Consider the following 22,663-nt stretch of genomic DNA (forward strand, 5'->3'; position numbering starts at 1 on the left):
CCTCATATCCCATAATAATAAGGAATCCCAAATACCTTCAATGATTTGAAGAAAATTAAATGTTCTTTTTTTTATTTCAAAATTTTATCTTTTCGGATATTCAAATGTCAACTATTAATAAACCGCAATGCACTGGTCGCCTGTTTTGAACTCAAAATCGACATCTTATTGCTTTTTTGCAGTTGCTGAATTTGTCTGAATCAGGATAACCAGGATAAAAAAGATGTTCAGGATATATAATCCTGTCTTATCTTGTTAATCTTGGGCATCCTGATTCAGACAGTATTGACAAGGCTCAAGATGTTATAGGTGTCGACTTTGGGTTTGAAACAGGCTACATACTTCATATACTCCCAAAAACACTTTACACCTTTCAGATGTGAAAACCGTTATTGTAATTTACAAAAGGTCTATAAATGATAAAAAAAGAATATGCACTGGGACTTCTAACTGTTCTCTTCTGGTCAACCTCTGCCACGGCTTTTAAACTAACCCTGCAACATATGGATGTGCTGCAACTTCTCTTCTACTCAATCATAGCGGCGGTATTGATTTTGGGTATTTATTTGCTGATTCAGGGCAAGATTGACAGAGTGTTTAAGCTCTCCCGAAAAGAGTATCAGTTTTATGTTCTGCTGGGGGTTTTAAATCCTTTTGCTTATTATCTTATGGTCATCAAGGCATATGACCTGCTTCCGGCTCAAATAGTCCAGCCCATCAATTACACCTGGGTAGTAACGCTCTCTCTGCTCTCTGTTCCCCTTCTAAAACAGCCCCTGTCAAGGCTTCAGATGCTTGCAACTCTTATCTGCTATTCCGGTGTTGTTATTCTTTCATATAGAGACAGCACCACAGGGTTACAGCTCAATTATTTTGGTATTTTTCTGGCAGTTGCATGTACCTTTATCTGGGCGCTGTACTGGATATATAATGTCAGATCAAAACAGGATCCCATCATAGCTATTTTTCTCAATTTTCTTTTCAGCATTCCCTTTGTTGGCTCTGCCTGTCTGCTCTTTTCATCTTTTACGCTCTCCAACTGGAAAGGTCTTTATGGTGCCTGCTGGATTGGCTGTTTTGAGTTTGGTTTTCCCTTTATCACCTGGATAACAGCTCTTAAGTCCGTTAAAAATACAAATAATGTCACTAATTTGATTTTCATGACTCCATTCATGTCACTAATTTTTATACGTACAGTTCTTGGTGAGGAGCTTTTGCCTCAAACTTATTTCGGGCTTATGTTCATACTTGCCGGTATTTTTATACAAAGATATGAAGAGTACAGCTCTTTTAAGAGCGATTCTTAATCTTGATTATCTTGTAAACGGTCATGGCCGGCATCCAGCCACCCCCGAATATGGAAATTTGTATCCATTTCCACGGTAAAAAGCCAGAAATTTTTTCAAAATCAAACTCTTTAAATGTTCATCAATGTTGATTTTGTCTCTTGTATGTTTCGATATACTCTCGGACTTTATCTGCTGGCTCGAAAATACCGTAATGCCCTTCACACAGAATATCTGCCTTTAAATCCAGAAGCTTTTGCATAGATGCCTGATAATCCTCAAGATCGGACAAAAATCCATCGTTAAAGGGGCCATGCAGATCTTGACCGAACAACACTTTTTTGCCTTCTGACTCAACAAGAACAGATATTGAACCCGGGGTGTGACCTGGAGTGTGAATTATCTGAAAGTCATACCCGCCAAGGGTAAGAGTCATATCGGAGTAGAATTTTCTGTCCAGTTTCACCGGCTTGTATTTTACACCGTACCAAGATGCTGCTGTACGTTCATCGTGACCAGGCTCTTCTATTGGTACTGAATCCAGCTCATGGGCGTAAAACCTGATCTTGGGTAACGCACCTTTTAATGCCGCACACGCATCAATGTGATCAATATGACAGTGGGTCAGAATACAGTGTTTTATATCTTTGAATCGCATGTTATAAGAGTCAATCTGCCTGATGAAATCCAGACTCATCCCTGCATCGATCAAAACAAGACCGTACTCGCTTTGTGTGTCCACCAGAAAAACAGAGCAGCCACTGTCGCCTACATGATAGATATTTTTAATAATTTTTTTCATCATAGCACCTTTTTTTTTAATTTATGGAAAAGACCGCCTGAAGGGCGTTAAGTTCATTAAACGGGCATGATTGTGTATTAATCACCCCCAACTATAAAAATGATAGTTAATTTTACGGTAAAAAATGGAATAAGAAATCATATGTGTTTAATTGTTTTTGGATATGGCGTTCATAAAAAATACAGACTTATCCTGTCAGCCAATCGTGATGAGTTTTTTAACAGACCAACAGCCCCTCTCAATCCTTGGGAAGATGAACCTGAAATTATTGGTGGGCGTGACTTGAAGCAAAAAGGAACCTGGATGGCATTTAATAAAATTGGTCGTCTTGCTGCATTGACAAATGTTAGAGATCCTGCCTCCATGAAACTTGATGCCCGTTCACGGGGAGATTTAGTAGCTTCATTTCTTTTGTCTGACAAAAATCCTTTAAGTTACCTTGAAAAAGTTAAAAGCCGGATGCATAACTACAATGGCTTTAATCTTCTTGTAGCAGATTTGAAAGATATGTTTTTCATATCATCTACAGATCAAAAGATTATCAAGATAAAGCATGGAATACATGCCATAAGCAATCGTACACTGAACACTCCATGGGTAAAAGTTAAAATTGTAAAAAAGGGATTAAAAAAAATTCTTGAAAATCAGACAGGGAAAATGGAAAATCATGATGATCTTGAATCCAATCTTTACAGCATGATGCAGAACAAAACAGTTGCTCCTGATGAAGAGCTTCCCGACACAGGCGTAGGGGTTGAGCTGGAAAGACAGCTTTCATCCATATTTATATCAATGCCAGGCTATGGTACACGTTCAACATCTGTGGTGTTATGGGATTTTGCCGGTAATCAGACCTTTTCAGAAATAACATGGTCTGCAAACGGCAGAAAACAGGGCTACAAGAAATATAAAGGATGATGCAGTTTGTTTTAAAAAACCAAAAAAAGGAGGATTTTATGGCTATTACCGGGTTACTGATGCCACAGGGTATGTGCTTTACTATGCTTTTCCGGATTCCGTGGGTAATATTGATATGAATACTACAATACCTTCGCCAAATTCTAAACTGACTTTAAAATTGTCAATCCTACTACCTCATACTGTGCTTTTGGGTTTGTAAGACACAATATATTGATTTTGATTAAGACCGAAGCAAAATTGGCGAAGGTATTGATACTATAGGCAGCATTGATATGGGAACCGAGAACTCGTTGATGGCAAACCTTTGGCACGGTGCCTCATTGTTTGTTGCAGTTATTTCCAAAGGAGAGAAAGGTGCGACTCTGATGTCAAACATTTTGTCCATTGTTGTTGAATAGTGGTTTTGTAGTATCCTTAAAACGACTTTCATCTCTTCGATTGTGGCGGGAATCCGCCATGTACGTTATAAGTTTGAGTCAGGATGTCCAGGATTAACAGGATAAGGCAGGACTATCTATCCTGAACATCCTTTTTATCCTGGTTATCCTGATTCAGACAAATTCAATAATTGCAAAAAAAGCAATAATCACTAAAATCCTTCCTGGAGCTGTCTTTCAACTCTCCTTAACCACTCCCTTGAGTGATACCACATCAATCCTTTCGGCTCCATCTCCCATGAATCAAGTGTAGATTGAACCATCTTGGCATCCATTCCTGTTGCTTCAAGAATACTTCTATGCTCTTCTATTCCCATCTCCTTTGTCTTGTTCTTTATCTGCAATGCCAATCTAATCGCCTTTAATTTTGTTTCTGTTTCTTTAGACTTTGCCATATTTCCCTTTTTTTGTCTTTTGTATCCTGGTTAAAAGTTATTTCAGTTGTTTGCGGCGGACATCCGCCATGGGTGTTTATGTGAAAGTCTATATAACTTATTGATATGTAAAGACTTTCATCCATCGTTGTGATACCCTCGCAATCATGAGGGTTTGTTAATTGATTCACAGCTTAAATCGACGATTCAAGCGATTTGATCAAGACAGCCATATGTGCTTTTTCAGCCTGTGACAGTCCGTAAAGTGCATCTTTGAGTTTTTCATCTTCTGCCTTGTCGGCTACAACCCTGTAAAGATCAAAAGCTCGATACTCCATTGTTATAGATGTCTCAAGAATATCAATGAGTATATTGTCACTTCTTTTTTCCAGTGAGTTAACCATTTCATCCAGGGTGTATCCACCTTCAAGTATATCTCCCTTAAGGGCATCATAGATATCCTCAAATGGTTTTACATCGGGTTTGATATTTTTCAGGTGGGAATAAATAAGCTTTGCATGGCCAAGCTCTCCGTCCCTTACCTGTGAAATAACATCGTTCAAGCCACTCTCCGGAAAACGTTCAATAATGTGACTGTAAAAATGAAAAGCTCCTTTTTCCAGATTCATGGCATCAACAAGCACCTTGTCCATGCCGTCATCTATATCGCTGTTAAAGAGCTTTAACATGGGCAGACCTTCTATCTGTATGCCGTCCCATGCCAGAATTCCACCTTCAAGGTTATATATATCCTTGCCAGCCTCATTGAAAAAGTCGGCTGTAAGTGCAGCAGCATTTGATCGGCCACCGCTTCGGCAGTAGAAGATAAGGTTTTTTTCAGGAAGGGATTCCACCTGATCTTCAAATTCATCAAGGGGCAGCAGGACAGAGCCTGGAATGTGTCCCTCCTCATATTCTGGTTTTTGGCGCACATCAATGAGTATATAACTCTTTTCATGCATCTTTTCGCGATATTCCCTTAACTCTTCAGGCGTTATTGTTTTCATTGCTGATTCCTTAACTCAAGCAGATTTCAGAATATCCGGCATGATTTCATAGTGATCAAATGGAGGCATGATGCATGCCCCTCTGAAGAACTCCTTTGCAATGGAGAGCATCTCTTTTGCATTTTCAACCCCCTGAGCAATGGGGTCAGAAGCACTCTCCATTTTTTCAAGAAGTTTTTCCGGTACTGCAATTCCGGCAACTTTTTCATTGAGGAATCGGGCGTGTTTTGCTGTTCTCAATGGCAGAATACCCATTATGATGGGAATATCAATGTGCCCTGTGGTGATGGATATTGTCCTTGCCATGTCCCTGTCATATATTGGCTGGGTCACGGCAAAGGAGGCACCTGCGGCAGCTTTTTTCTCCAGACGTTCAACTTCCTTTTCAAGCCCGTTTGCTTCAGGACGGAAATCAAGCACAGCACCGGTTAGCATGTCTGATTCGTTTGCCATGGTGATGAGCTCAAATACATTGAGATCCTTGACATCAGAGACATTTTTGCGTTGGTTCATGGAGACAAAATCACCGGTTGCAGCCATGACAGTATGAATTCCCAGGGCTTTTGCTCCCCATAAGGTTGCCTGAAGGCCCAGTTTGTTGTGATCCCTTGTGGTACAGTGAAGAATGGCAGGTTTGCAGGTTTTCTGCTGGATAAGTGCGGAGAGAGAGAGGGCACACATTCTGGGTTTTGCAACCGGATTGGTGGCAATGCTGAAGGCATTTACCGGAAGATCCTTCAGGGCATCAAGGGCAGACAAAATCCCTGACGGGTCAGAACCTGCCGGAGGAACCACTTCAATTGTGGTCAAAAAATTGTCAAGATCAATTTTCGGAATCGTTTTTTGGGTTCCATGATTATCATTTTCGCAGCAACAATTTTTTGTCATAATACACCCCCTTGATTCTTTTTTGTGTTTGCCAGTGGATTTCTTTATTCAATCCAGTGGATTTCATTATTCAATGAACTTTACCAACTACCTGTTTGATTTGCAAGCACGACATATGCCAGGCTGAAGTTTTGAACATGGTGTCAGGTTAACTTGTTTGTTATGGTAAGTTTTGGTTATAGTTTGCTGATAATATGTTGAGGAAATCAATTTTACTTGACGGACTATAGCGCCATGTATATTTAAAATTATCAGTTTGTTCAGATACCTTTATTTTCCATGTTTGATGATCTTGCAAAAAGTTGAAAATACCGGAAACGCTATTTAATGATTTTAGTTGCTTGCGACTAAAAAATTGCTGAAATCTGACTTTTTGAAGCTACTGCATTGTCAAAGCTAAAAATTAGGGTTCGTTTGATTGTAGAGATAAGGCATGCCTTGTCTCTACGTTGCAGATAATCCTAAAATTAAGTCTTGACGGTGCACTACATCAAATCTGAAACCCAGGACAAAATAAAAAAAGGAAATTAAATGAGAACTTTAATTCACCATTCAGCCATGAAAAACATGAGAAAAAAAATTAAAACCGCTATTTCTGTTATTGTAATTGTTTTTATGACAATGTTTTTTTGCCCATCTATGACTACACTCCATGCAGAAGAGAACAGCCTTATGATGGCCACCACCACAAGTACTGATAATACAGGTCTTCTTGATTATCTTATGCCCCATTTTACAACCGATACAGGCATTGATATAAAATGGACAGCCACAGGAACCGGCAAAGCCCTGAAACTTGGCAGCAACTGTGATGTTGATGTGCTTCTTGTACATGCTCCTGCTGCTGAACAAAAATACATTGCCGACGGCTTTGGCAAAGATCGCACAGAGATCATGTACAACGATTTTGTAATAATTGGCCCTGAAAATGATCCTGCTGCTGTAAAAGGTAAAAGCGTTGTAGATGCCCTTGAAACAATAAGGGAAAAGGAAGCTGTTTTTACAAGCCGCGGAGATGATTCCGGTACCCACAAAAAAGAGAAATCCCTCTGGAAAAGCACAGGAAAGGATATGCCAGAAAAAGAGTCATGGTATGTTCAGACAGGTCAGGGAATGCTTGCAACAATAAACATTACTGAAGAGAGAAAAGGCTATACAATGACTGATCGTGGGACATATATAAAATATAACTCCCAGAAAAACGGTAATGCTCCCCTGAAAGTTCTTGTTGAAGGAGACGGCATTCTTCTTAATCAGTACAGCGTTCTTACCCTTAATCCTGAAAAGTGTCCCAATGCCAAATATGATCTTGCCACAAAGTTTGCCGCCTGGATGGCTGGAGAGAGTGCCCAGAATCTTATAAAAGAGTTCAGGCTTCTTGGTGAGAAACTTTTTATTCCCAACGCAAAATAATCTGATTTCCGTTATTCCTGTTTCATTTTATCAGGATGCGGGCCTTCCAGGAAAATACTCCAGATGGATTTTATTCTCACCGGACTTCTGAACGCACTGGCTCTGCTTACCGGCGGAGACAGTGCAACATGGTCTGCTGTATTTGCAACGATCAAGGTCTCAACCATCTCCATGTTATTAAGCCTTATTCTTGGCCTTCCATGTGGATTCTGTCTGGGGTATTTTAATTTCAGGGCCAAACGGGCACTTCGTACTCTTCTGGATACTCTTCTTGCCCTTCCAACTGTATTTATAGGGCTTCTTGTCTATGCCATTATTTCAAGTCAGGGGCCCCTTGGCAACTGTAATCTTCTTTTCACCCTGTGGGGTATAGCCATAGGGCAGTCCATACTTGCCTTTCCCATTATTGCTGCATTGACAGCATCCACAGTGGAATCCATTGATCCACAACTTGAACTTACCCTTATATCCCTTGGCGCTGGTAAAAAAGATATCATTTTAACTTCCCTCTGGGAGGTAAGATACGGCATTCTTGCAGCAGCAGTGACCGCTTATGGTCGTGTGATGACAGAAGTTGGTATCTCCATGATGGTGGGGGGAAACATCAAATGGCATACCCGCACTATTACAACAGCCATTGCCCTTGAAACAGGCAAGGGTATGTTTGCCAACGGCATTGCTTTGGGTCTTGTCCTTGTCACCATTGCCTTTGGTGTTAATCTTTCTCTTGCCTTTCTGCGAAAAAAATAAAAGCCATGTCATTTAACACACTATATATATTTGAACTTAAAGATATCCGGCATGTTTACGGGAAAAAAAATGGCTCACTCCAGGATAAAAATGACCTTGAGATAGATATGCTAAGGATTTCCCGCGGTACCATAACAGGGCTTGCAGGACCAAACGGCAGTGGAAAAAGTACTCTTCTGAAGATTCTTGCTTTTGCCATAAGACCAACCTTTGGCACTGTTTTATTCAACGGAGAACCAGCACACCCCTTTTCAAAAAAAGTGCGTTTTAATATAACTCTTCTGACACAGGAACCATACCTTCTTAAAAGAAGTGTCTATGATAATATCATTTACGGACTGAAAATAAGGGGCATGAAACGTCATGATCAAAATGTGGATATGGACAAGAAAATAAGTGATGCCATGTCCCATGTTGGTCTGGATTTTGACATGTTTGCCCACAGAAGATGGAATGAGCTTTCCGGAGGAGAAGCCCAGCGGGTGGCAATGGCTGCACGGCTTGTCCTGAAACCTTCTGTTCTTCTGCTGGATGAACCAACAGCAAGCGTAGATGCCGACAGTGCCATCATGATAAGAAGGGCAGCACAAAAGGCAAGGGATGAATGGGGCACAACAATTATTGTTGCAAGTCACGACCAAAACTGGCTTAATGGTGTCTGCGACAGTCACCTGCATCTTTTGAAAGGGCTTATCATTCCTGAAAGTGAAATGAAATATTCTAAGGAATGAGTCTTAGCCAAATTCAATGGCCACCCCTTAGTAGTATTTTCACGGTAATTAAGGATAACAGGAGAAGATGCCCTATAAAAATATAATGGCAAATACTATTGCCCAGGAAATTCTTGACTCAGGTGTAAAAATTCCATCCCTGCCGGATTCTGCTCCCCGTCTTATGACAATGTCCAGGATGCCAGTTGACAAAATTGATATCAGGGAGCTTGAAAATCTTATTCAGAGTGATCCTGTACTTTTTGCACAGATACTTAACCTTGCTAACTCCCCTTATTACAGAACCGTTGTTGAGGTTACAGGGTTACGTACAGCAATAATGCGTATTGGTTTGACAGAGACCTTAAGTGCACTTTACCGATATCTTTTTAAAAATGCACTTCCTGAGTTTCCAAAGCTCAAAGGATTTTCAGATAAGGAGTACTGGGAGGAGTCATGGGCATGCGCCATTGCAAATAGACGGCTTGGAGATCCAAGATTAATGGTGGAATCTCTGCCCGGGGAGCTTTATATTGCGGGTTTGTTGCAGGGTATAGGTAAGCTGATTCTTGCAGTTTATGACCCAAATGCATTTGATAAATGCATTGATATCACAAGACGTACAAAAAAACCCCTTGCAAATGCAGAGTTTGAGATTTTCAAAACCACCGGAAGTCTTGTGGCACGTAAAATCCTGGAATCCTGGAATCTTCCTGACAGAGTTTGTGCTGCTGTTGCATACTGGCAATCCCCTGAATCTGCCGAGCCTGAATATAGGGAAATAGCAGGCCTTACACAGTTTGCCTGCTCCATTGTAAGGCTTTCCGGAATTGTCAGCTCGTGTGAGGGTATGGAGAGATCATCCCCTGAATCCTTTCTCACTGATCTTTCTGGTACCTATATTTTGCGAAACAGAGCTTTTCCACTTACTGCTTCTGGAAAACAGTATAAACTTGTTCAGGAGATTGTGTCACTTCTGGATGATAATTTTCCGGAAGCCAATTTGAGGGAAAAAATGAATATAAGCCTAAAAGATAGCAGGCAATCTTCCGGAAGCTCACGCATTAACAACGCTGCAGATCGTGGTTCAGTTGAAAAGCGGAAAAATAATAAAAAACATGCCTCTGAATCCGTTGGAAAAGGGGGCTTTTTTGCCTGGTTAAAATCGCTTTTCAGGTTATAGCTGTAGTGCATTGTTAAAGCTAAAAATTAGATTCTTATTTCTGACATTGACTTGATGAAATGCTCTTGATTTTCGTGTTATTTTGGCAAGAGAATTAGAAAACCTCTTTGGCTCTGGCTTGTCCAGGTTAGGTTTCGGTTAATTTTAGAGACAAGGAATGCCTTGCCTCTACGTTGCAGATAACCCTAAACTGATATGGTTGTGATTCAGCCAACCCCAAAGACGAAAATTTGTATCCATTTCCACGGTAAAATTAAGAATTGACAGTGTCGATCAAAGCCGGTGTTGTCTCCAACCTCTGATCTCCCAGCATTACCTCTCCAGCATCAATCACAAGACAAACAGGAGGCATATCGGAAAAAGAGACAGACTGTTGATCGGTCGTTGCTGGCAGGGAGATAAGTGTTCCGTCTGTTCCTTCAAATGTGACTGTAGCTCCTGACCGGAATACTGTAAAAATAGTTGAAGGTGCTTCAATCGTTATAGTATTTGCCCCGGGAAAATTCATAACTTTCGCCCTTCCACCGCTTTCAATTACCCTGATTCTAATTTATTTTGTGGTTTAGTTAAAAATGAGGCATAATCGATTAAAACTTTACCAATCAGGAGACTCGCCACAAATGCAAAACGACAATGCAGTAAAACAAAACATATTGTTACAAGTAATATCAAGCGGATAACCCTTCCGATAGAAATGGCAAAATATCAAGAGAGCTTTGATGATTGTTCTGCTTATCGAAAATGGGTTGACAGCATGATCAATCAGCATCCTGAATTGTTTCCGGATACAATAAGTTCTGGTTATAGTTTGCACGATAAAAGGGTGGTGTCCCAAATATGTTGATGAGCTCTTCACAAACCTTGATTCAGCAGGGCTTTCACAAAAAGATATCAACACTTTTATGACACTACCGATAAAAGAACTTCAGACAAGCTCAAAGACGTTCCATTAAGACGAATTTGCCTGAAAACCCTTGACAGCCAAGCTAAAAAACAGGTCTTCACAATAGCCCCAAGTTTTGTGATGCCCTATATGGTTGGCTATACAGATGAAGTGGAAAAAGCCCTGTTTTTGAGACGATTTGATGTTCCTTTTTGGGCATTGACATATGTTTTTGGAAAAAATGATGATTATTGGTATCGTATGGAAAACCATTTTGGACGATACCACGTTGTACAAACAGTGGTAAAATTACCTGAGAATCTACAGCCCAGAGCCACCCCAGGCCCACGGTTGCGGCTCTCATTCCCACGATTGCGGGCCTGATAAACACGATTGTGGTTCTGATTCAAAAGGAAGTTGCGGATGCGGGTGTTGAACATCTAAAGAATAACGTGACTTAATATTTGATAGTTGAAACTATGCGTTCGGAAAAGACGGGGCTTGTGGATAAAGCAGCCCCGTCTTTTTTGAGAAACGGTTTTAGAGAGAATAGAATACTATGCCCCTAAAGCCTTAGAAACAATTTCTGGATTTTTTGATGCAATTTTCAATAGAGCTCTTGCGGGGCCATCAGGGCTTCTTCTACCTTGTTCCCAGTTTTTAAGAGTAGCAATGCTGACACCAATCATAAGTGCGAATTCGCTTTGAGATTTTTGAAGTTTTCCTCTTATCGTTTTGATATCTAATGGACTAAATTCAAATTTTCGGGAAGGAGCAAGTTCACCTTTTTTAATTTGACCGGCTTGTTTGATGCTTTTGACGAGATTGTTAAAATCTTCCTCTTTCATTGCAATAATTCCTTAATAAGATCTTTTAGTATCTTGATTTGGTCAGGAGAAAGATTAGTTTGTTTACTTTTTTTATAAATCAATAGCATGTAAATTGTTTCATTTGGATTGTCCAAGTAATATATCAAGCGTAGTCCACCTCTTTTACCTCTCCCCTGAAAGCTACATCGGATTTTTCGAAGTCCACCGCTGTTTTGAATAATTTTACCTGCTTCTGGACGTAATACCAATGCTTTTTGAATCATTCTGTAGTCGTCATCAGGTAATAATTCGCAAATTAATTTTGTAAAAATTGGTGTTTCGATAAATTCCATAGTTCTTTTTATACGCCAATGACGTACACAAGACAAGAAAATTACAATTTAAATTCAAATTTTTTTCAGATTCCGGCCATGCAAAGGTATTTAATCTCAAGGTAATCGTCCACCCCGTATTTGGAACCTTCCCGACCATTGCCCGACTCTTTTACACCGCCAAATGGGGCAACAGGATTGGAAATCAGGCCGGTATTGATACCAACCATTCCTGACTCAAGTTTTTCCCCCACTCGCCATGTCCTGGCCATGTCTCTGGTATAAAAATAGGCAGCAAGTCCAAATTCGGTTTTGTTGGCCTTGTGGATGGCTTCGTCCTCAGTTTCAAATTTCAGAACCGGAGCCAGCGGGCCAAATGTCTCTTCTGTGGAGATCAGCATCTCTTCTGTGGCATCTGCGATCACTGTCGGTTCATAAAATGATCCTCCGAGGGCATGGCGTTTTCCTCCTGTTACCAGGCGTCCACCCTTTGCAAGAGCATCTGCAACATGCTCTTCAACCTTTTTGAGGGCTGCCATATCAATCATTGGCCCTTGCTGGGTTTCACCTTCAAGACCGTTCCCGACTTTCATTTTTTGTACAGCATCTGCAAGTTTTTGACAAAATGCATCATAAATTCCAGATTGAACAAGAAAACGGTTGGTGCAGACACAGGTCTGTCCAGTGTTGCGATATTTTGAGACAACTGCCCCTTCAACAGCCGCATCCAGATCTGCATCATCAAAGACAATAAAAGGTGCATTTCCCCCCAGTTCCATGGAAACACGTTTCATTGTATCAGAAGCATCCCGCATTAATTTTTTACCCACTGCGGTTGAGCCTGTGAAGGTAATTTTGCGAACAAGTGGGTTGGCTGTCATTTCTCCGCCAATGGCAGATGAGGAACCTGTAATGACATTAAATACACCACGGGGAATACCGGCTCTATGGGCAAGCTCTGCAATGGCAAGTGCTGAATATGGCGTTGCTTTTGCAGGTTTCACAACGATTGAGCAACCAACAGCAATTGCAGCTCCGGCTTTTCGGGTGATCATGGCACTTGGGAAATTCCACGGGGTAATGGCTGCCACGACACCTATGGGTTGCTTTATGACCACCAGGCGCTGTGACTGGACGGTTTGAGGGATGACATCACCATAGATTCGTTTTCCCTCTTCTGCAAACCATTCAAAAAATGCTGCTGCATAGGCAATTTCTCCACGGGATTCAGCCATGGGTTTCCCCTGCTCTGCGGTCATGATAATTGCCAGATCTTCTTGATGCTCCATCATAAGATCGTGCCATCTGCGGATTATTCTGGAACGATCCCCTGCGGTTTTTGCCTGCCATTCATATCTGGCCTCTTCGGCAGCTTTGATAGCTTTTCTTGTCTCTTCAGCGCAGCACATGGGAACAGTACCAATTGTTTCTCCTGTTGCGGGATTGGTAACATCCAATGCCTTATTGCTGTCAGCATTTACCCATTCTCCCTGGATATAGCACTTTTGGTGAAACAAAGTTGGATCTTTTAATATTTTTTTTATCATTTGTTATTATTCCTGTTCAATAAATTCAAGCCCTTTTTCCATAATGGAAAGCCCCTTTTCCAGCACATCATCTTCGATCACAAGGGGCATGAGCACCCTTATGATATTGCCATGGACACCACAAACCAGAATCACAAGCCCGTTGTCAAAACAGAATGATGAGAGGGCTTTGGCTTTTTCTGCTGAGGGTGTATCATCTTTGTTGACAATGGCAAGTCCCAGCATGGCACCCAGGCCTCTGATCTCACCCACATGATCAAAACGGGACTCCCATTTTTTGAAACGATCTAAAAGATGATTCCCCAATTTGACTGATTTTTCAAGGATATTTTCCGTTTCAAATATATCCATGACAGCAAGAGCAGCAGCACAGGCAACAGGGTTTGCGCCATAGGTTCCCCCAAGGCCGCCGGGATGAACGCAATCCATGATCTCAGCTTTTCCCACAACAGCACTAAGGGGCATGCCTGCGGCAAGACTTTTGGCAACCGTTGTGATATCCGGTGCAATACCCCAGTGCTCCATGGCAAACATTTTTCCTGTACGTCCCATACCGCTCTGGATCTCGTCGGCAATGAAAAGAATGCCATTCTCTTTACAAAGGGCAGCCACTTCCTGAAAATATCCGTCAGGGGGAGCTATGAATCCCCCTTCGCCCTGGACAGGTTCTGCCACAATGGCTGCCACGCTTTGGGGATCTATTCCTGTGATAAAAAATTCTTTGAGCGCTTTGATATCACCAAAGGGGGCTCTGTAAATTTCCGGAGCAAAGGGGCCGAATTTCCATTTATAGGGTTTTACCTTGGCGGTCATGGTCATGGTGAGGCAGGTTCTTCCGTGATAGGCGTTGTCAAAGACCACAATGGCCTGACGTCCGGTGTAGTAGCGGGCTATTTTTACAGCATTTTCAACAGCTTCTGCGCCACTGTTAATAAAAAGTGCCTTTTTGGGGAACTCTCCTGGAACCACGGCACACAGTTTTTCAGCAAGGCGAACCGCTGTATCATATGGTGTTACCATGAAGCAGGTGTGGGTGAACTTTTCGGCCTGTTCCTTGATGGCAGCCACCACTTTGGGGTGGCTGTGTCCTACATTCATGACAGCAATTCCGCCGGCAAAATCAATATATTCCTTTCCTTCCACATCCTTGATGATGCTGCCCTTTGCCGATTCCACATATAGGGCTGTGCCGCTTGCGTGGCCTGTGGGAATCACATTATTGCGAAGTGACTGTATTTCCTTATTGGTTGTCATTTTATATCTCTCCATATTTTTTTTATTTTACCGTGAAAATGGCTATCATTTTTATATTTGGGGGTGACTGATACGTAATCAATCATGCCTGTTTATTCAAAATAGATATATGGTACTTTTAAATACCGAGATAAGCCTCTTTAATATGGGGATCCCCGAGAAGATCCTGAGCTTTTCCCTCCATGGCAATACGACCATGCTCCAGCACATACCCTCTGTCACTCAACTTCAGTGAGTGGTTGACATCCTGTTCCACCAGAAGAACCGTTGTTCCCTGATCTGCTATTTTTCGTATGGTCTCAAAGATGCTGTTGATGAGCACCGGAGCAAGCCCAAGGGATGGTTCATCAAGCATCAGAATTTTGGGTTTTGCCATAAGCCCTCTGCCAATGGCCACCATCTGCTGCTCCCCTCCTGAAAGGGTAATGGCAAGTTGAGCCTCTCTCTCCTTAAGTCTTGGCAGCATCTCATAGACCTCTTCCAGGGTCTCTTCCATGTATTGATCTGCCCGTTCGTTGTAAGCGCCTACAATGAGATTATCTTTTATGCTCATGAGGGAAAAAAGACGTCTGCCTTCAGGGACATGTACAATTCCCTTGTGAACAATCTCCTCGGGTGGCAAACTTTCAATGGCAGCGTCTTCAAACCTGATCTGCCCCTTTGCCGGATTCATCAATCCTGAGATGGTTCTCAGAAGTGTGGATTTGCCGGCACCATTTCCCCCGATAATGCTGACCACTTCACCTTCATTTATGTTCAGGGAGAGATCGAAAATCACCTGAACATCCCCGTAAAATACATCGATATTTTTGATGTCAAGAAACGCCATATTCTCCCCCCAGATAGGCTTTGATTACATTTTCATCTGCTGCCACTTCACGGGGAGTCCCCTGGGCAATCTTTTTTCCGAAATGAATCACCACAATGCGGTCGGAAAGAGCCATAATAGCCCGCATGATATGCTCAATCACAAAAATGGTGACTCCCTGATCCCTTAGAAAACGGATGATTTCAACCATCTCGTCCACCTCTCCCGGGCGAAGACCTGCCATAACCTCATCCAGCAGTAAAAGAGACGGCTCCGTAGCCAGCGCCCTTGCAATTTCAAGCCTCTTGCGGTCGGCAATGGTCAAATCTCCGGATCTGAAATCCTTTTTATCCTCAAAATTGAGGGTTTTAAGGACATTAATGGCCTTCTCCTCGGCTTCAGCCCTTTTGTCTGTGGTGGCAAATGCCCCGACCATGACATTGTACAGAACGCTTTTGGATGCAAAAGGTTTTACAATCTGAAAGGTTCTTGCAAGACCCCTTTTGCAGAGATCCCAGGGTTTTTCCCTTTTTGTGATCTGGCCATCGAAACGCACTTCGCCTTCGGTTGGGGTGTAAACTCCTGCAATGCAGTTGAATGCAGTGGACTTACCGGCACCATTTGGCCCGATCAGCCCGAGGATTTCACCTTTTTCAATGGATAGGTTCAGGCTGTCCACCGCAGTCAATCCTCCGAAACGCATGGTCAGGTTGTTGACTTCAAGAATCTTCATTGACTCCCCTCCTTTTTCATCACTCCTGATTCCAGACGGTTAGCTCTCATGCGATCGGCCTGTTTATCAGCCATGATGTGATAAAATCGTGTGAGTGGCTCCTGTATTCCCCTTGGCTGGTAGATCATCACAAGAATCAGCACAACGCCGTAAATGATCAGATGAAATCCAGGCAGCACATCACCAAAGTAGATTCTGGAAAAATCGCTTACAGGCCTCAAGAGCAGTGCTCCCAAGACGGGCCCGGCAATGGAACCTCTGCCGCCGATGAGGGCGATAAAGGCGATTTCAAATGAAACATCAAGGGAGATTATACTCCTTGGGTGTATAAAGAGGGAAAACTGTGCGTAGAATGTGCCGGCAAGGGCTGTGAGAAAACTGCTCATTGCCATGGCCACAAGTTTGGCTCTTGAGACGTTGATGCCGAGAGCCATGGCCGCTTCCGGCTCTTCGCCGCCGGCATTTAGATAGTAACCGAGCTTGGAGCGGGAGATTGCCCAGGTGAGAGCAAGCACAGCTATGAGCATTATCAGGATAATGTAGTAGTAAGGCTCCTTTCGTGTGAACATGAAGTTGACAAGCCCTATATCAAGGGGGGGAATCTGAAGTCCCCTTGGTCCGTTGATCTGCAATGGCCCAAGATAATCAATATTTTCAACCATTACCCGGAACCCCTCTGCAAAGGCGATGGTGGCAAGGGCAAAATAGGCTCCCCGCATTTTAAAGGTTGGCAGGCCGATGAGAATCCCCACAAAAACAGAAAGCATCCCGCCAACAAGCATCCCAAGCCATGGGCTTACTCCATACTGAAGAAAGAGTATGGTTGATGAATATGCACCAATACCAATGAAGATGGCATGCCCTAATGGGAGTACTCCGGCAAATCCGCCCACCATGTTCCACGATGATGTGAGATAGGCATAAAAATATATAAGGATAATAATGTGAAGCCATGTGGGGCTTTTGATGACAAGTGGCAGGCCAAAGGCCAGAAGCGCAATAAAGATCATGCATACCTTGCCGATGGAATCCTTTAATGCTGCTTTTTCAAGTGCATCAACCTCTTCTTCGGCAGGTGAATGGGTATGGGATTTTTCCGAAGCCTGGAGTGTTGACCCGCCAGGTGAATCTGGACGGGAGACATCCGAAGCAGGATATTTCGATCCGGCAGGGGATTTGAGAGAAGAATCTTCCGGAGCAGAAGATGTTGAATTTGTTGAATCACCATATGGTTTACCAGTCATATTTCACTCCAAACAGTCCTGAGGGTTTCACAAAAAGGACTAAAAGAAAAAGTCCGTAAACAATGGCCTCTGTCCAGGTGCTGGTCATGAACTGGGGACCTACGGATTCAATCAATCCAATGATGATACCGCCTATGATGGCACCATGGATACTGCCAAGCCCCCCCAGTACCACAATGATAAATCCCTTGATGTCAAAGAGCACCCCCACTGTGGGAAAGATATTGTAGAACGGAATCAGGGTGACTCCGGCAATTCCGGCAATGGCAGTACCAATACCAAATGTCATGTTGTAGATTCGATACTGGTTTATTCCCGAAAGGCTTGCCGCATCCCGATCCAGGCTTGTTGCCCTTATGGCACGGCCGGTTCTGGTTTTCTGGAGAAACCAGTACACCCCCACAGCAGTAACAATGGCGATGATGCAGCCCCACAGTTTGGGTACGGAAATCATCATCTCACCGATTTCGATCATCTTGCCTTTTAGAGGGTTGTCCTGTATGGATCTGTACTGGGGGCCGAAAATCAGCAGGGTCATGTTGTCGAGAATGTACCAGACACCTGTGGTGACGATAATTACAGTAAGTGGTTCCCTGACGTTTTTTTCCGCCTTGAATATGGGCTTGATCACCACAGCCTGCAAACAGTAGCCAAAGCCGTACATGACCGGCACCACGATAATCAGTGACAGATAGGGGTGAAGTCCTGTCAGGGAAACAGTCCAGAATGCCACATACATCCCCACCATCAGCAGGGAACCATGGGCAAAATTGACCACTTTAAGCACCCCGAAAATGATGGTAAGTCCCAGGGCGGTGAGACCATAGATGCTTCCCATCAAAATTCCGTTTATGGCATCTTCAATAAAATAAATCATAAGTTATCTCCAGGGCAGATGGATATGAGGCTGTTCAGATTCTTATTTCTGATTGTCGTGCTGTTTTGGCAAGAGAATCAGAAAACCTCTTTCAATAACGGGGACAGATTTAAAATCTGTCCCCAAAGCATGCAAATTGGCAAGTTATTTATGGCATCTTTCCTCAAAGTTGACACCTATGATCTTGTAAGCCTTGTCAACACTGTCTGAATCAGGATTCCCAAGATTAACAGGATAAGGCAGGATTATCTATCCTGAGCATCCTATCCATCCTGGTTATCCTGGTTCAGACAACTGCAATAACTTCTGAAAAAGCAATAAGATGTCGATTTTGAGTATTTATGATTCATTTTCTATGGTTTCGGAAAAACCGGTGTGTAGCCTGCCCGCCTTGCGCTTTTTGGCCATACGCTGATTCTCTCCATGCCGTTGCCGACATCGTTGATCTGCACCATGACAAGAGAAGCGTGTCTGTTCTGACCTGTGGCATCAAATTCAACGGCATCGTATCCCACGATCATGCCGGGACCATCTGTCAGATTGGTGGAAGCCAGAGCTTCCCTGATTTTGTCCGGCTCAAGGCTTCCGGCTCTCTCCAGTGCGTCTTTTATAACATACATGGCAAGATAGGCATCCACTGCCTCTCCTGTGAGATTGTTGCCATATTTTGCTTTGTATTTTTCATTGGTTTCAGCAGCACCGGCCTTGTTAACGTCTGTCTCCCACTCCACAATGTCGAAAATATACTGGGAATTGTTACGGGTGGTCTTCAAAAATGATGGATCTGCATGGCCGCCGCCGGTGGTGATGATGGCTTTTAGCTGTACGCGGTATTCAGCAAGGGTATTGGTCAAAAGGATGGCATCCACAGCATTGGAAACCAGCATGAGAACATCAGCCTTTGATCGTCTTACCTTCTGAACCACTGGACTTAAATCCGTTGCAGTTGATGGATATGGCTCGTCCAAAACAACCTCGTAGCCCGCCTCTTTGGCAAGTTCTTTCCACTGGGTGGCAAGTCCCTGACCCCAGTCGCCGTTTTCATAGACAAATGCCAGCTTTTTTATTGGGGTGTTAAATTCTGCTGACATATCTTTCATAAAGGTGAATTGATCCCGTGCCCACCAGGAATCTTTGGCAGCAATTCTGAAGACATTCTTGAATCCCTGATTTGTAATCTTGTCAGCCACAGAGACTGGTACCACAAAGGGAATGCCGTATCTTTCAGCAACCGCAGTTGTGGGGTAGGTGACAGCCGAGTTCCAGCAGCCGGTCAGAACATTGACCTTTTCTGTGTGAATGAGTCGTTCAGCCTCGGCAACGCCTTTCTCGGGCTTTGATTCAGAATCGGCATAGATAAGTTCTAATTTAGCGCCGCCAAGGGACTTGATGCCGCCTGCTGCATTGATCTCCTCAACTGCCATCTCCCGTGCATTTTTCCCCTGTGCTCCCACAGAAGCCGAAGGGCCGGAGAGGGGGATTATATTTCCGATTTTTACTACCTGATCCGATGCACCCGCAGGGCCGGTCAGGATGAATAGTCCCAGGATAATGGTGGCAATTGATGCCATTGCCGCATAAACCGAGTGTCGAGGTTTTAGACCCAGACTCTTTTTCATAGCATTTTCTCCTAATTGTTTATGATGGTGAAATGAGCTTTCCGGATGCCCTTTGCAGCCGGATTGTCATTGAAACTTCAGTGGTGGAAGTCATGGCCATTCAGGAAATGGCAAATTGTTCAAAAGCGGTTCTTTACCGTGAAAATGACTATCATTTTTATATTTGGGGGTGATTGATACGTAATCAATCATGCCTGTTTAATATAACGGCCATGGCAGATTCATCTGCCACAACGAAGTATGAAAGTCCTCATGAGTCTTAAAAAACGGGGACTTTCTTATAACAATCATTCCCGTTTAATATTTAAATGGTGAAAAGTATGTTAAGGAGATAGCAAAGGGTGTGCCGGATAGTAGTGATGTTTATAAGAGTTTGATAATGTTAATAAAATTTGTTTTATGGGCAGGCATTAATGTTTTACGCTATATTGAGGTCAACCAATGCGGTCAACAAAAGTTGACTTTGTCTCCCATGGTTGACCAAAACATATTGCTTTGAAATGAATCCATATCTGTTACTCCACCATCTGTATGGTGGTTCGGTTCATGCATATTTGCCTCATGAGGTTTTTTTTGTTAAAAGATGTAAGAAAATGTGTAACATTTTGGTTGGAGGCGATAATGCCCTTTAACACAACCCATTTATTTAAGATCGTTTTATTTGTTGTTGCCCTGACCCTTGCAGGTATTGCACTTACCTATAACAGCACACGGATAATCACCCGTAAAACCGTTGAGAACCATCAGCAGAGCATTGCAAGGGAAGCTGCCAAAATTGTTGATCTCTGGCTTGAACAGCATCTGAACATCATCAATGCAACAGGGGAAGCGGTTGAGCAGATTCCTATTGGAAACACTTCTGAAACCCTGCGTTTACTGAAAATGGCCATGAAAGCCGGAAATTTTTCTGATGTCTATATCGGTCTTAAGGATGGTACAATGATTGACGGTGCTGACTGGGCAGTGCCGGCAGGTTACGATCCAAGGAAAAGACCCTGGTACGAAAAAGCTGTTCTGGAAAACAAAATATCTCTAACAACTCCATACAGGGATCTGACCACCGGGAAGATGGTCATTGCCATCGTGAAGCCCCTGAGCGTAAAAGAGAAGACAGGTAAAAAAGCTTTTGCCGGTGTTTTAAGCGCAGATATTATTCTGGATACCCTTAAAAAGAACGTGATGAACGTCAAGATAGGCAATACAGGCTATACTTTTGTAATTGACAGTCAGGGCACCATTCTTGTCCATCCGGATTCCAATCTTCTTATGACCACAAAAATTCAGGATGCGGTTCCAGGTCTTTCCGGAATACCAGGGGTTTTCACTGAAACGACAGCCGGTACATGGTATTATCGTTACCGTGACACACAAAAGGTGCTATCTTTCCAGAAGCTCGTCAACACAGGATGGTATCTTTGTACCACAGTGGAAAAGCAGGAGGCCTACACCCTTGCACGGAACACCGCCATGCTCTTTGCCATGGAGGTGGTTTTTAAAATTTTGGGGATTTTGATGCTGCTTATGATCATGATTGTCGGTGGCGGAGTTTTTATTTTCATGCTTTCCAGGCGAAATTTTGAAAGTACAGTCAGAAAGCATAACAAAATTCTCTCGGGAAAAGAGCGGGATCTCAAGGGGGAGATCACAAAAAGGAAAGAGATTGAAACCCGTTACAGAACCCTTTTTGATATGGCCACCAATGCAATCATGATCAGTAAGAATAATGTATTTATTGAGTGTAACGAAAAAACTCTTGCCATGTTCGGGATGAGTGCCAGTGAGATCGTGGGTAAAACAATGCTGGAGCTATCGCCTGCAAACCAGCAGGATGGTAATGAGAGCTGTGAAAATTTTGACAGCATGACGCAGAAGCTTATAGCAGGAGAACAGGATATCTTTGAATGGACATTCAAAAGGGCAGATGAGAGCGAATTTCCGGCTGAGGTGGCACTTAAAACCCTGAGCCTTGACAGGGAACTTGTCACCATTTACAGTATATGGGATATTTCAAAAAGAGCCCTGGCCGAACAGCAGCTCCGGCAGGCACAGAAGATGGCGGCCATGGGAGAGATGCTAAGTGCCATTGCCCATCAGTGGCGACAGCCCTTGAATGCCCTTTCCACATATATTGCAAGTCTGCCGGCAGCCTTTTATAACGGGATGATCAGCAAATCCTTTATCGAAAAACTCGTAACTGAAGCGGATGCACAGATTCAGTTCATGTCCCGTACCATCAACGATTTCAGGGAGTACTTTCGTCCGTCCAAGAACAAGCAGAAATTTGATATCATGGAGGCTGTTCAGATTGCGGTTAAACTTGTCAGGGCACAGCTTAAACAGAACGGCATCACCCTCAAGATTGACTCTCCCTTTGATGCTGACGCTCAAAAACTTCCGGTATTTGGCTACAGAAATGAATTTGTCCATGTTCTGGTAAATATTGTTTCAAATGCCAAAGATGCAATCCATGAGAAAGAGGAAAAACAGAGCAAAGATAATCTTCGCCTTATAACGATATCTGTTGATATTGATGATATTTATGTAAATCTTGATATTCAGGATTCCGGCACCGGCATACCCGATCATTTGCTGGAAAAAATTTTTACTCCCTATTTTTCCACAAGAGGAACCTCAACAGGTACGGGCATCGGGCTTTATATGGCTAAAATGATTGTGGAAAAGGAGATGAAGGGTACCATTGATGCCCAAAGTACGCCTGAAGGTGCGATTTTTACCATACGTCTTCCCATGTCAGAGAAAAAATAACTACTTCGCTACCAAAGTGT

22 protein-coding genes are annotated in these 22,663 nt (G+C 43.0%); 8 read left to right on the forward strand and 14 right to left on the reverse strand.

Annotation, left to right across the window (positions count from 1 at the left end; all coding sequences use genetic code 11):
* Positions 1 to 416 precede the first annotated feature (416 nt).
* On the forward strand, positions 417 to 1,307 hold the full coding sequence (locus MTBBW1_RS20425; RefSeq protein ID WP_245809492.1) for a DMT family transporter: 891 nt from the start codon (positions 417 to 419) through the stop codon (positions 1,305 to 1,307).
* Between the two features lie 121 nt (positions 1,308 to 1,428).
* Here MTBBW1_RS20425 and MTBBW1_RS20430 read toward each other — a convergent pair whose 3' ends face one another.
* On the reverse strand, positions 1,429 to 2,091 hold the full coding sequence (locus MTBBW1_RS20430; protein WP_245809493.1) for an MBL fold metallo-hydrolase: 663 nt from the start codon (positions 2,089 to 2,091) through the stop codon (positions 1,429 to 1,431).
* A gap of 138 nt (positions 2,092 to 2,229) precedes the next feature.
* Between MTBBW1_RS20430 and MTBBW1_RS20435 the strand changes: the two genes are divergently transcribed.
* Positions 2,230 to 3,006: an NRDE family protein gene (locus tag MTBBW1_RS20435; protein ID WP_186441562.1), complete on the forward strand. Its 777-nt coding sequence runs from the start codon at positions 2,230 to 2,232 to the stop codon at positions 3,004 to 3,006.
* A 592-nt stretch (positions 3,007 to 3,598) separates the two neighbouring features.
* Here MTBBW1_RS20435 and MTBBW1_RS20440 read toward each other — a convergent pair.
* The 3 genes from MTBBW1_RS20440 to MTBBW1_RS20450 form a co-directional block, all read right to left on the reverse strand.
* Positions 3,599 to 3,841 (reverse strand): hypothetical protein, encoded by a 243-nt coding sequence (locus MTBBW1_RS20440; RefSeq protein WP_139786838.1) that lies wholly within the window; start codon positions 3,839 to 3,841, stop codon positions 3,599 to 3,601.
* A gap of 173 nt (positions 3,842 to 4,014) precedes the next feature.
* Complete coding sequence (locus MTBBW1_RS20445) at positions 4,015 to 4,827, reverse strand: rhodanese-like domain-containing protein (protein WP_080806618.1); 813 nt, start codon at positions 4,825 to 4,827, stop codon at positions 4,015 to 4,017.
* 15 nt (positions 4,828 to 4,842) lie between these two features.
* Positions 4,843 to 5,715 carry a methylenetetrahydrofolate reductase gene (locus MTBBW1_RS20450; RefSeq protein ID WP_080806621.1) on the reverse strand — a complete coding sequence of 291 codons (873 nt, stop codon included), beginning with the start codon at positions 5,713 to 5,715 and terminating at the stop codon, positions 4,843 to 4,845.
* 531 nt (positions 5,716 to 6,246) lie between these two features.
* Here MTBBW1_RS20450 and MTBBW1_RS20455 point away from each other — a divergent pair.
* From MTBBW1_RS20455 to MTBBW1_RS20470, 4 genes are all read left to right on the forward strand, one after another.
* Positions 6,247 to 7,128, forward strand: coding sequence for an ABC transporter substrate-binding protein (locus tag MTBBW1_RS20455; protein WP_245809494.1), 882 nt, complete (start codon positions 6,247 to 6,249; stop codon positions 7,126 to 7,128).
* Between the two features lie 63 nt (positions 7,129 to 7,191).
* Positions 7,192 to 7,878 (forward strand): ABC transporter permease, encoded by a 687-nt coding sequence (locus tag MTBBW1_RS20460; protein WP_080806624.1) that lies wholly within the window; start codon positions 7,192 to 7,194, stop codon positions 7,876 to 7,878.
* 5 nt (positions 7,879 to 7,883) lie between these two features.
* Entirely contained in the window at positions 7,884 to 8,609 is a 726-nt protein-coding gene (locus MTBBW1_RS20465) for an energy-coupling factor ABC transporter ATP-binding protein (protein ID WP_080806626.1), read from the forward strand.
* Positions 8,610 to 8,676: 67 nt separating this feature from the next.
* Positions 8,677 to 9,771, forward strand: coding sequence for an HDOD domain-containing protein (locus MTBBW1_RS20470; protein WP_080806628.1), 1,095 nt, complete (start codon positions 8,677 to 8,679; stop codon positions 9,769 to 9,771).
* Between the two features lie 253 nt (positions 9,772 to 10,024).
* Here MTBBW1_RS20470 and MTBBW1_RS20475 read toward each other — a convergent pair whose 3' ends face one another.
* The 10 genes from MTBBW1_RS20475 to MTBBW1_RS20530 all read right to left on the reverse strand — a co-directional run bounded on the left by MTBBW1_RS20475 (position 10,025) and on the right by MTBBW1_RS20530 (position 19,877).
* Positions 10,025 to 10,279, reverse strand: coding sequence for a hypothetical protein (locus MTBBW1_RS20475; protein ID WP_080806630.1), 255 nt, complete (start codon positions 10,277 to 10,279; stop codon positions 10,025 to 10,027).
* A gap of 932 nt (positions 10,280 to 11,211) precedes the next feature.
* Positions 11,212 to 11,502 (reverse strand): NadS family protein, encoded by a 291-nt coding sequence (gene nadS, locus MTBBW1_RS20485; protein WP_080806634.1) that lies wholly within the window; start codon positions 11,500 to 11,502, stop codon positions 11,212 to 11,214.
* Positions 11,499 to 11,816, reverse strand: a complete 318-nt coding sequence (locus MTBBW1_RS20490; RefSeq protein WP_080806636.1) for a type II toxin-antitoxin system RelE/ParE family toxin — start codon at positions 11,814 to 11,816, stop codon at positions 11,499 to 11,501. Before MTBBW1_RS20490 ends, nadS begins: the two co-directional genes overlap by 4 nt.
* A 65-nt stretch (positions 11,817 to 11,881) precedes the next feature.
* Positions 11,882 to 13,342 carry an NAD-dependent succinate-semialdehyde dehydrogenase gene (locus MTBBW1_RS20495; RefSeq protein WP_080806638.1) on the reverse strand — a complete coding sequence of 487 codons (1,461 nt, stop codon included), beginning with the start codon at positions 13,340 to 13,342 and terminating at the stop codon, positions 11,882 to 11,884.
* Between the two features lie 6 nt (positions 13,343 to 13,348).
* The gene (gabT, locus tag MTBBW1_RS20500; protein WP_080806640.1) at positions 13,349 to 14,596 is read right to left on the reverse strand and encodes a 4-aminobutyrate--2-oxoglutarate transaminase; all 1,248 of its coding nucleotides are present in this window, start codon (positions 14,594 to 14,596) and stop codon (positions 13,349 to 13,351) included.
* A 118-nt stretch (positions 14,597 to 14,714) separates the two neighbouring features.
* Positions 14,715 to 15,425 (reverse strand): ABC transporter ATP-binding protein, encoded by a 711-nt coding sequence (locus tag MTBBW1_RS20505; protein WP_080806642.1) that lies wholly within the window; start codon positions 15,423 to 15,425, stop codon positions 14,715 to 14,717.
* On the reverse strand, positions 15,412 to 16,137 hold the full coding sequence (locus MTBBW1_RS20510) for an ABC transporter ATP-binding protein (RefSeq protein ID WP_080806644.1): 726 nt from the start codon (positions 16,135 to 16,137) through the stop codon (positions 15,412 to 15,414). Before MTBBW1_RS20510 ends, MTBBW1_RS20505 begins: the two co-directional genes overlap by 14 nt.
* Entirely contained in the window at positions 16,134 to 17,381 is a 1,248-nt protein-coding gene (locus MTBBW1_RS20515) for a branched-chain amino acid ABC transporter permease (RefSeq protein ID WP_222424122.1), read from the reverse strand. Before MTBBW1_RS20515 ends, MTBBW1_RS20510 begins: the two co-directional genes overlap by 4 nt.
* The gene (locus MTBBW1_RS20520) at positions 17,371 to 18,258 is read right to left on the reverse strand and encodes a branched-chain amino acid ABC transporter permease (protein WP_080806646.1); all 888 of its coding nucleotides are present in this window, start codon (positions 18,256 to 18,258) and stop codon (positions 17,371 to 17,373) included. Before MTBBW1_RS20520 ends, MTBBW1_RS20515 begins: the two co-directional genes overlap by 11 nt.
* A 353-nt stretch (positions 18,259 to 18,611) precedes the next feature.
* Complete coding sequence (locus tag MTBBW1_RS20530; RefSeq protein ID WP_245809495.1) at positions 18,612 to 19,877, reverse strand: ABC transporter substrate-binding protein; 1,266 nt, start codon at positions 19,875 to 19,877, stop codon at positions 18,612 to 18,614.
* A 32-nt stretch (positions 19,878 to 19,909) separates the two neighbouring features.
* Between MTBBW1_RS20530 and MTBBW1_RS28600 the strand changes: the two genes are divergently transcribed.
* Together MTBBW1_RS28600 and MTBBW1_RS20535 are read left to right on the forward strand one after the other, a co-directional pair.
* On the forward strand, positions 19,910 to 20,050 hold the full coding sequence (locus MTBBW1_RS28600; RefSeq protein WP_186441564.1) for a hypothetical protein: 141 nt from the start codon (positions 19,910 to 19,912) through the stop codon (positions 20,048 to 20,050).
* 448 nt (positions 20,051 to 20,498) lie between these two features.
* Positions 20,499 to 22,643 carry a cache domain-containing protein gene (locus MTBBW1_RS20535; protein WP_186441566.1) on the forward strand — a complete coding sequence of 715 codons (2,145 nt, stop codon included), beginning with the start codon at positions 20,499 to 20,501 and terminating at the stop codon, positions 22,641 to 22,643.
* Positions 22,644 to 22,663: the final 20 nt, after the last annotated feature.

The sequence above is a fragment of the Desulfamplus magnetovallimortis genome (genome assembly GCF_900170035.1).
Classification (GTDB): domain Bacteria; phylum Desulfobacterota; class Desulfobacteria; order Desulfobacterales; family Desulfobacteraceae; genus Desulfamplus; species Desulfamplus magnetovallimortis.

Coding starts and splice junctions, on each gene's coding strand:
- MTBBW1_RS20425 (WP_245809492.1), top strand. CDS start 417: ATGATAAAAAAAGAATATGCACTGGGACTTCTAACTGTTCTCTTCTGG.
- MTBBW1_RS20430 (WP_245809493.1), bottom strand. CDS start 2,091: ATGATGAAAAAAATTATTAAAAATATCTATCATGTAGGCGACAGTGGC.
- MTBBW1_RS20435 (WP_186441562.1), top strand. CDS start 2,230: ATGTGTTTAATTGTTTTTGGATATGGCGTTCATAAAAAATACAGACTT.
- MTBBW1_RS20440 (WP_139786838.1), bottom strand. CDS start 3,841: ATGGCAAAGTCTAAAGAAACAGAAACAAAATTAAAGGCGATTAGATTG.
- MTBBW1_RS20445 (WP_080806618.1), bottom strand. CDS start 4,827: ATGAAAACAATAACGCCTGAAGAGTTAAGGGAATATCGCGAAAAGATG.
- MTBBW1_RS20450 (WP_080806621.1), bottom strand. CDS start 5,715: ATGACAAAAAATTGTTGCTGCGAAAATGATAATCATGGAACCCAAAAA.
- MTBBW1_RS20455 (WP_245809494.1), top strand. CDS start 6,247: ATGAGAACTTTAATTCACCATTCAGCCATGAAAAACATGAGAAAAAAA.
- MTBBW1_RS20460 (WP_080806624.1), top strand. CDS start 7,192: ATGGATTTTATTCTCACCGGACTTCTGAACGCACTGGCTCTGCTTACC.
- MTBBW1_RS20465 (WP_080806626.1), top strand. CDS start 7,884: ATGTCATTTAACACACTATATATATTTGAACTTAAAGATATCCGGCAT.
- MTBBW1_RS20470 (WP_080806628.1), top strand. CDS start 8,677: ATGCCCTATAAAAATATAATGGCAAATACTATTGCCCAGGAAATTCTT.
- MTBBW1_RS20475 (WP_080806630.1), bottom strand. CDS start 10,279: ATGAATTTTCCCGGGGCAAATACTATAACGATTGAAGCACCTTCAACT.
- nadS (WP_080806634.1), bottom strand. CDS start 11,502: ATGAAAGAGGAAGATTTTAACAATCTCGTCAAAAGCATCAAACAAGCC.
- MTBBW1_RS20490 (WP_080806636.1), bottom strand. CDS start 11,816: ATGGAATTTATCGAAACACCAATTTTTACAAAATTAATTTGCGAATTA.
- MTBBW1_RS20495 (WP_080806638.1), bottom strand. CDS start 13,342: ATGATAAAAAAAATATTAAAAGATCCAACTTTGTTTCACCAAAAGTGC.
- gabT (WP_080806640.1), bottom strand. CDS start 14,596: ATGACAACCAATAAGGAAATACAGTCACTTCGCAATAATGTGATTCCC.
- MTBBW1_RS20505 (WP_080806642.1), bottom strand. CDS start 15,425: ATGGCGTTTCTTGACATCAAAAATATCGATGTATTTTACGGGGATGTT.
- MTBBW1_RS20510 (WP_080806644.1), bottom strand. CDS start 16,137: ATGAAGATTCTTGAAGTCAACAACCTGACCATGCGTTTCGGAGGATTG.
- MTBBW1_RS20515 (WP_222424122.1), bottom strand. CDS start 17,381: ATGACTGGTAAACCATATGGTGATTCAACAAATTCAACATCTTCTGCT.
- MTBBW1_RS20520 (WP_080806646.1), bottom strand. CDS start 18,258: ATGATTTATTTTATTGAAGATGCCATAAACGGAATTTTGATGGGAAGC.
- MTBBW1_RS20530 (WP_245809495.1), bottom strand. CDS start 19,877: ATGAAAAAGAGTCTGGGTCTAAAACCTCGACACTCGGTTTATGCGGCA.
- MTBBW1_RS28600 (WP_186441564.1), top strand. CDS start 19,910: ATGAGCTTTCCGGATGCCCTTTGCAGCCGGATTGTCATTGAAACTTCA.
- MTBBW1_RS20535 (WP_186441566.1), top strand. CDS start 20,499: ATGCCCTTTAACACAACCCATTTATTTAAGATCGTTTTATTTGTTGTT.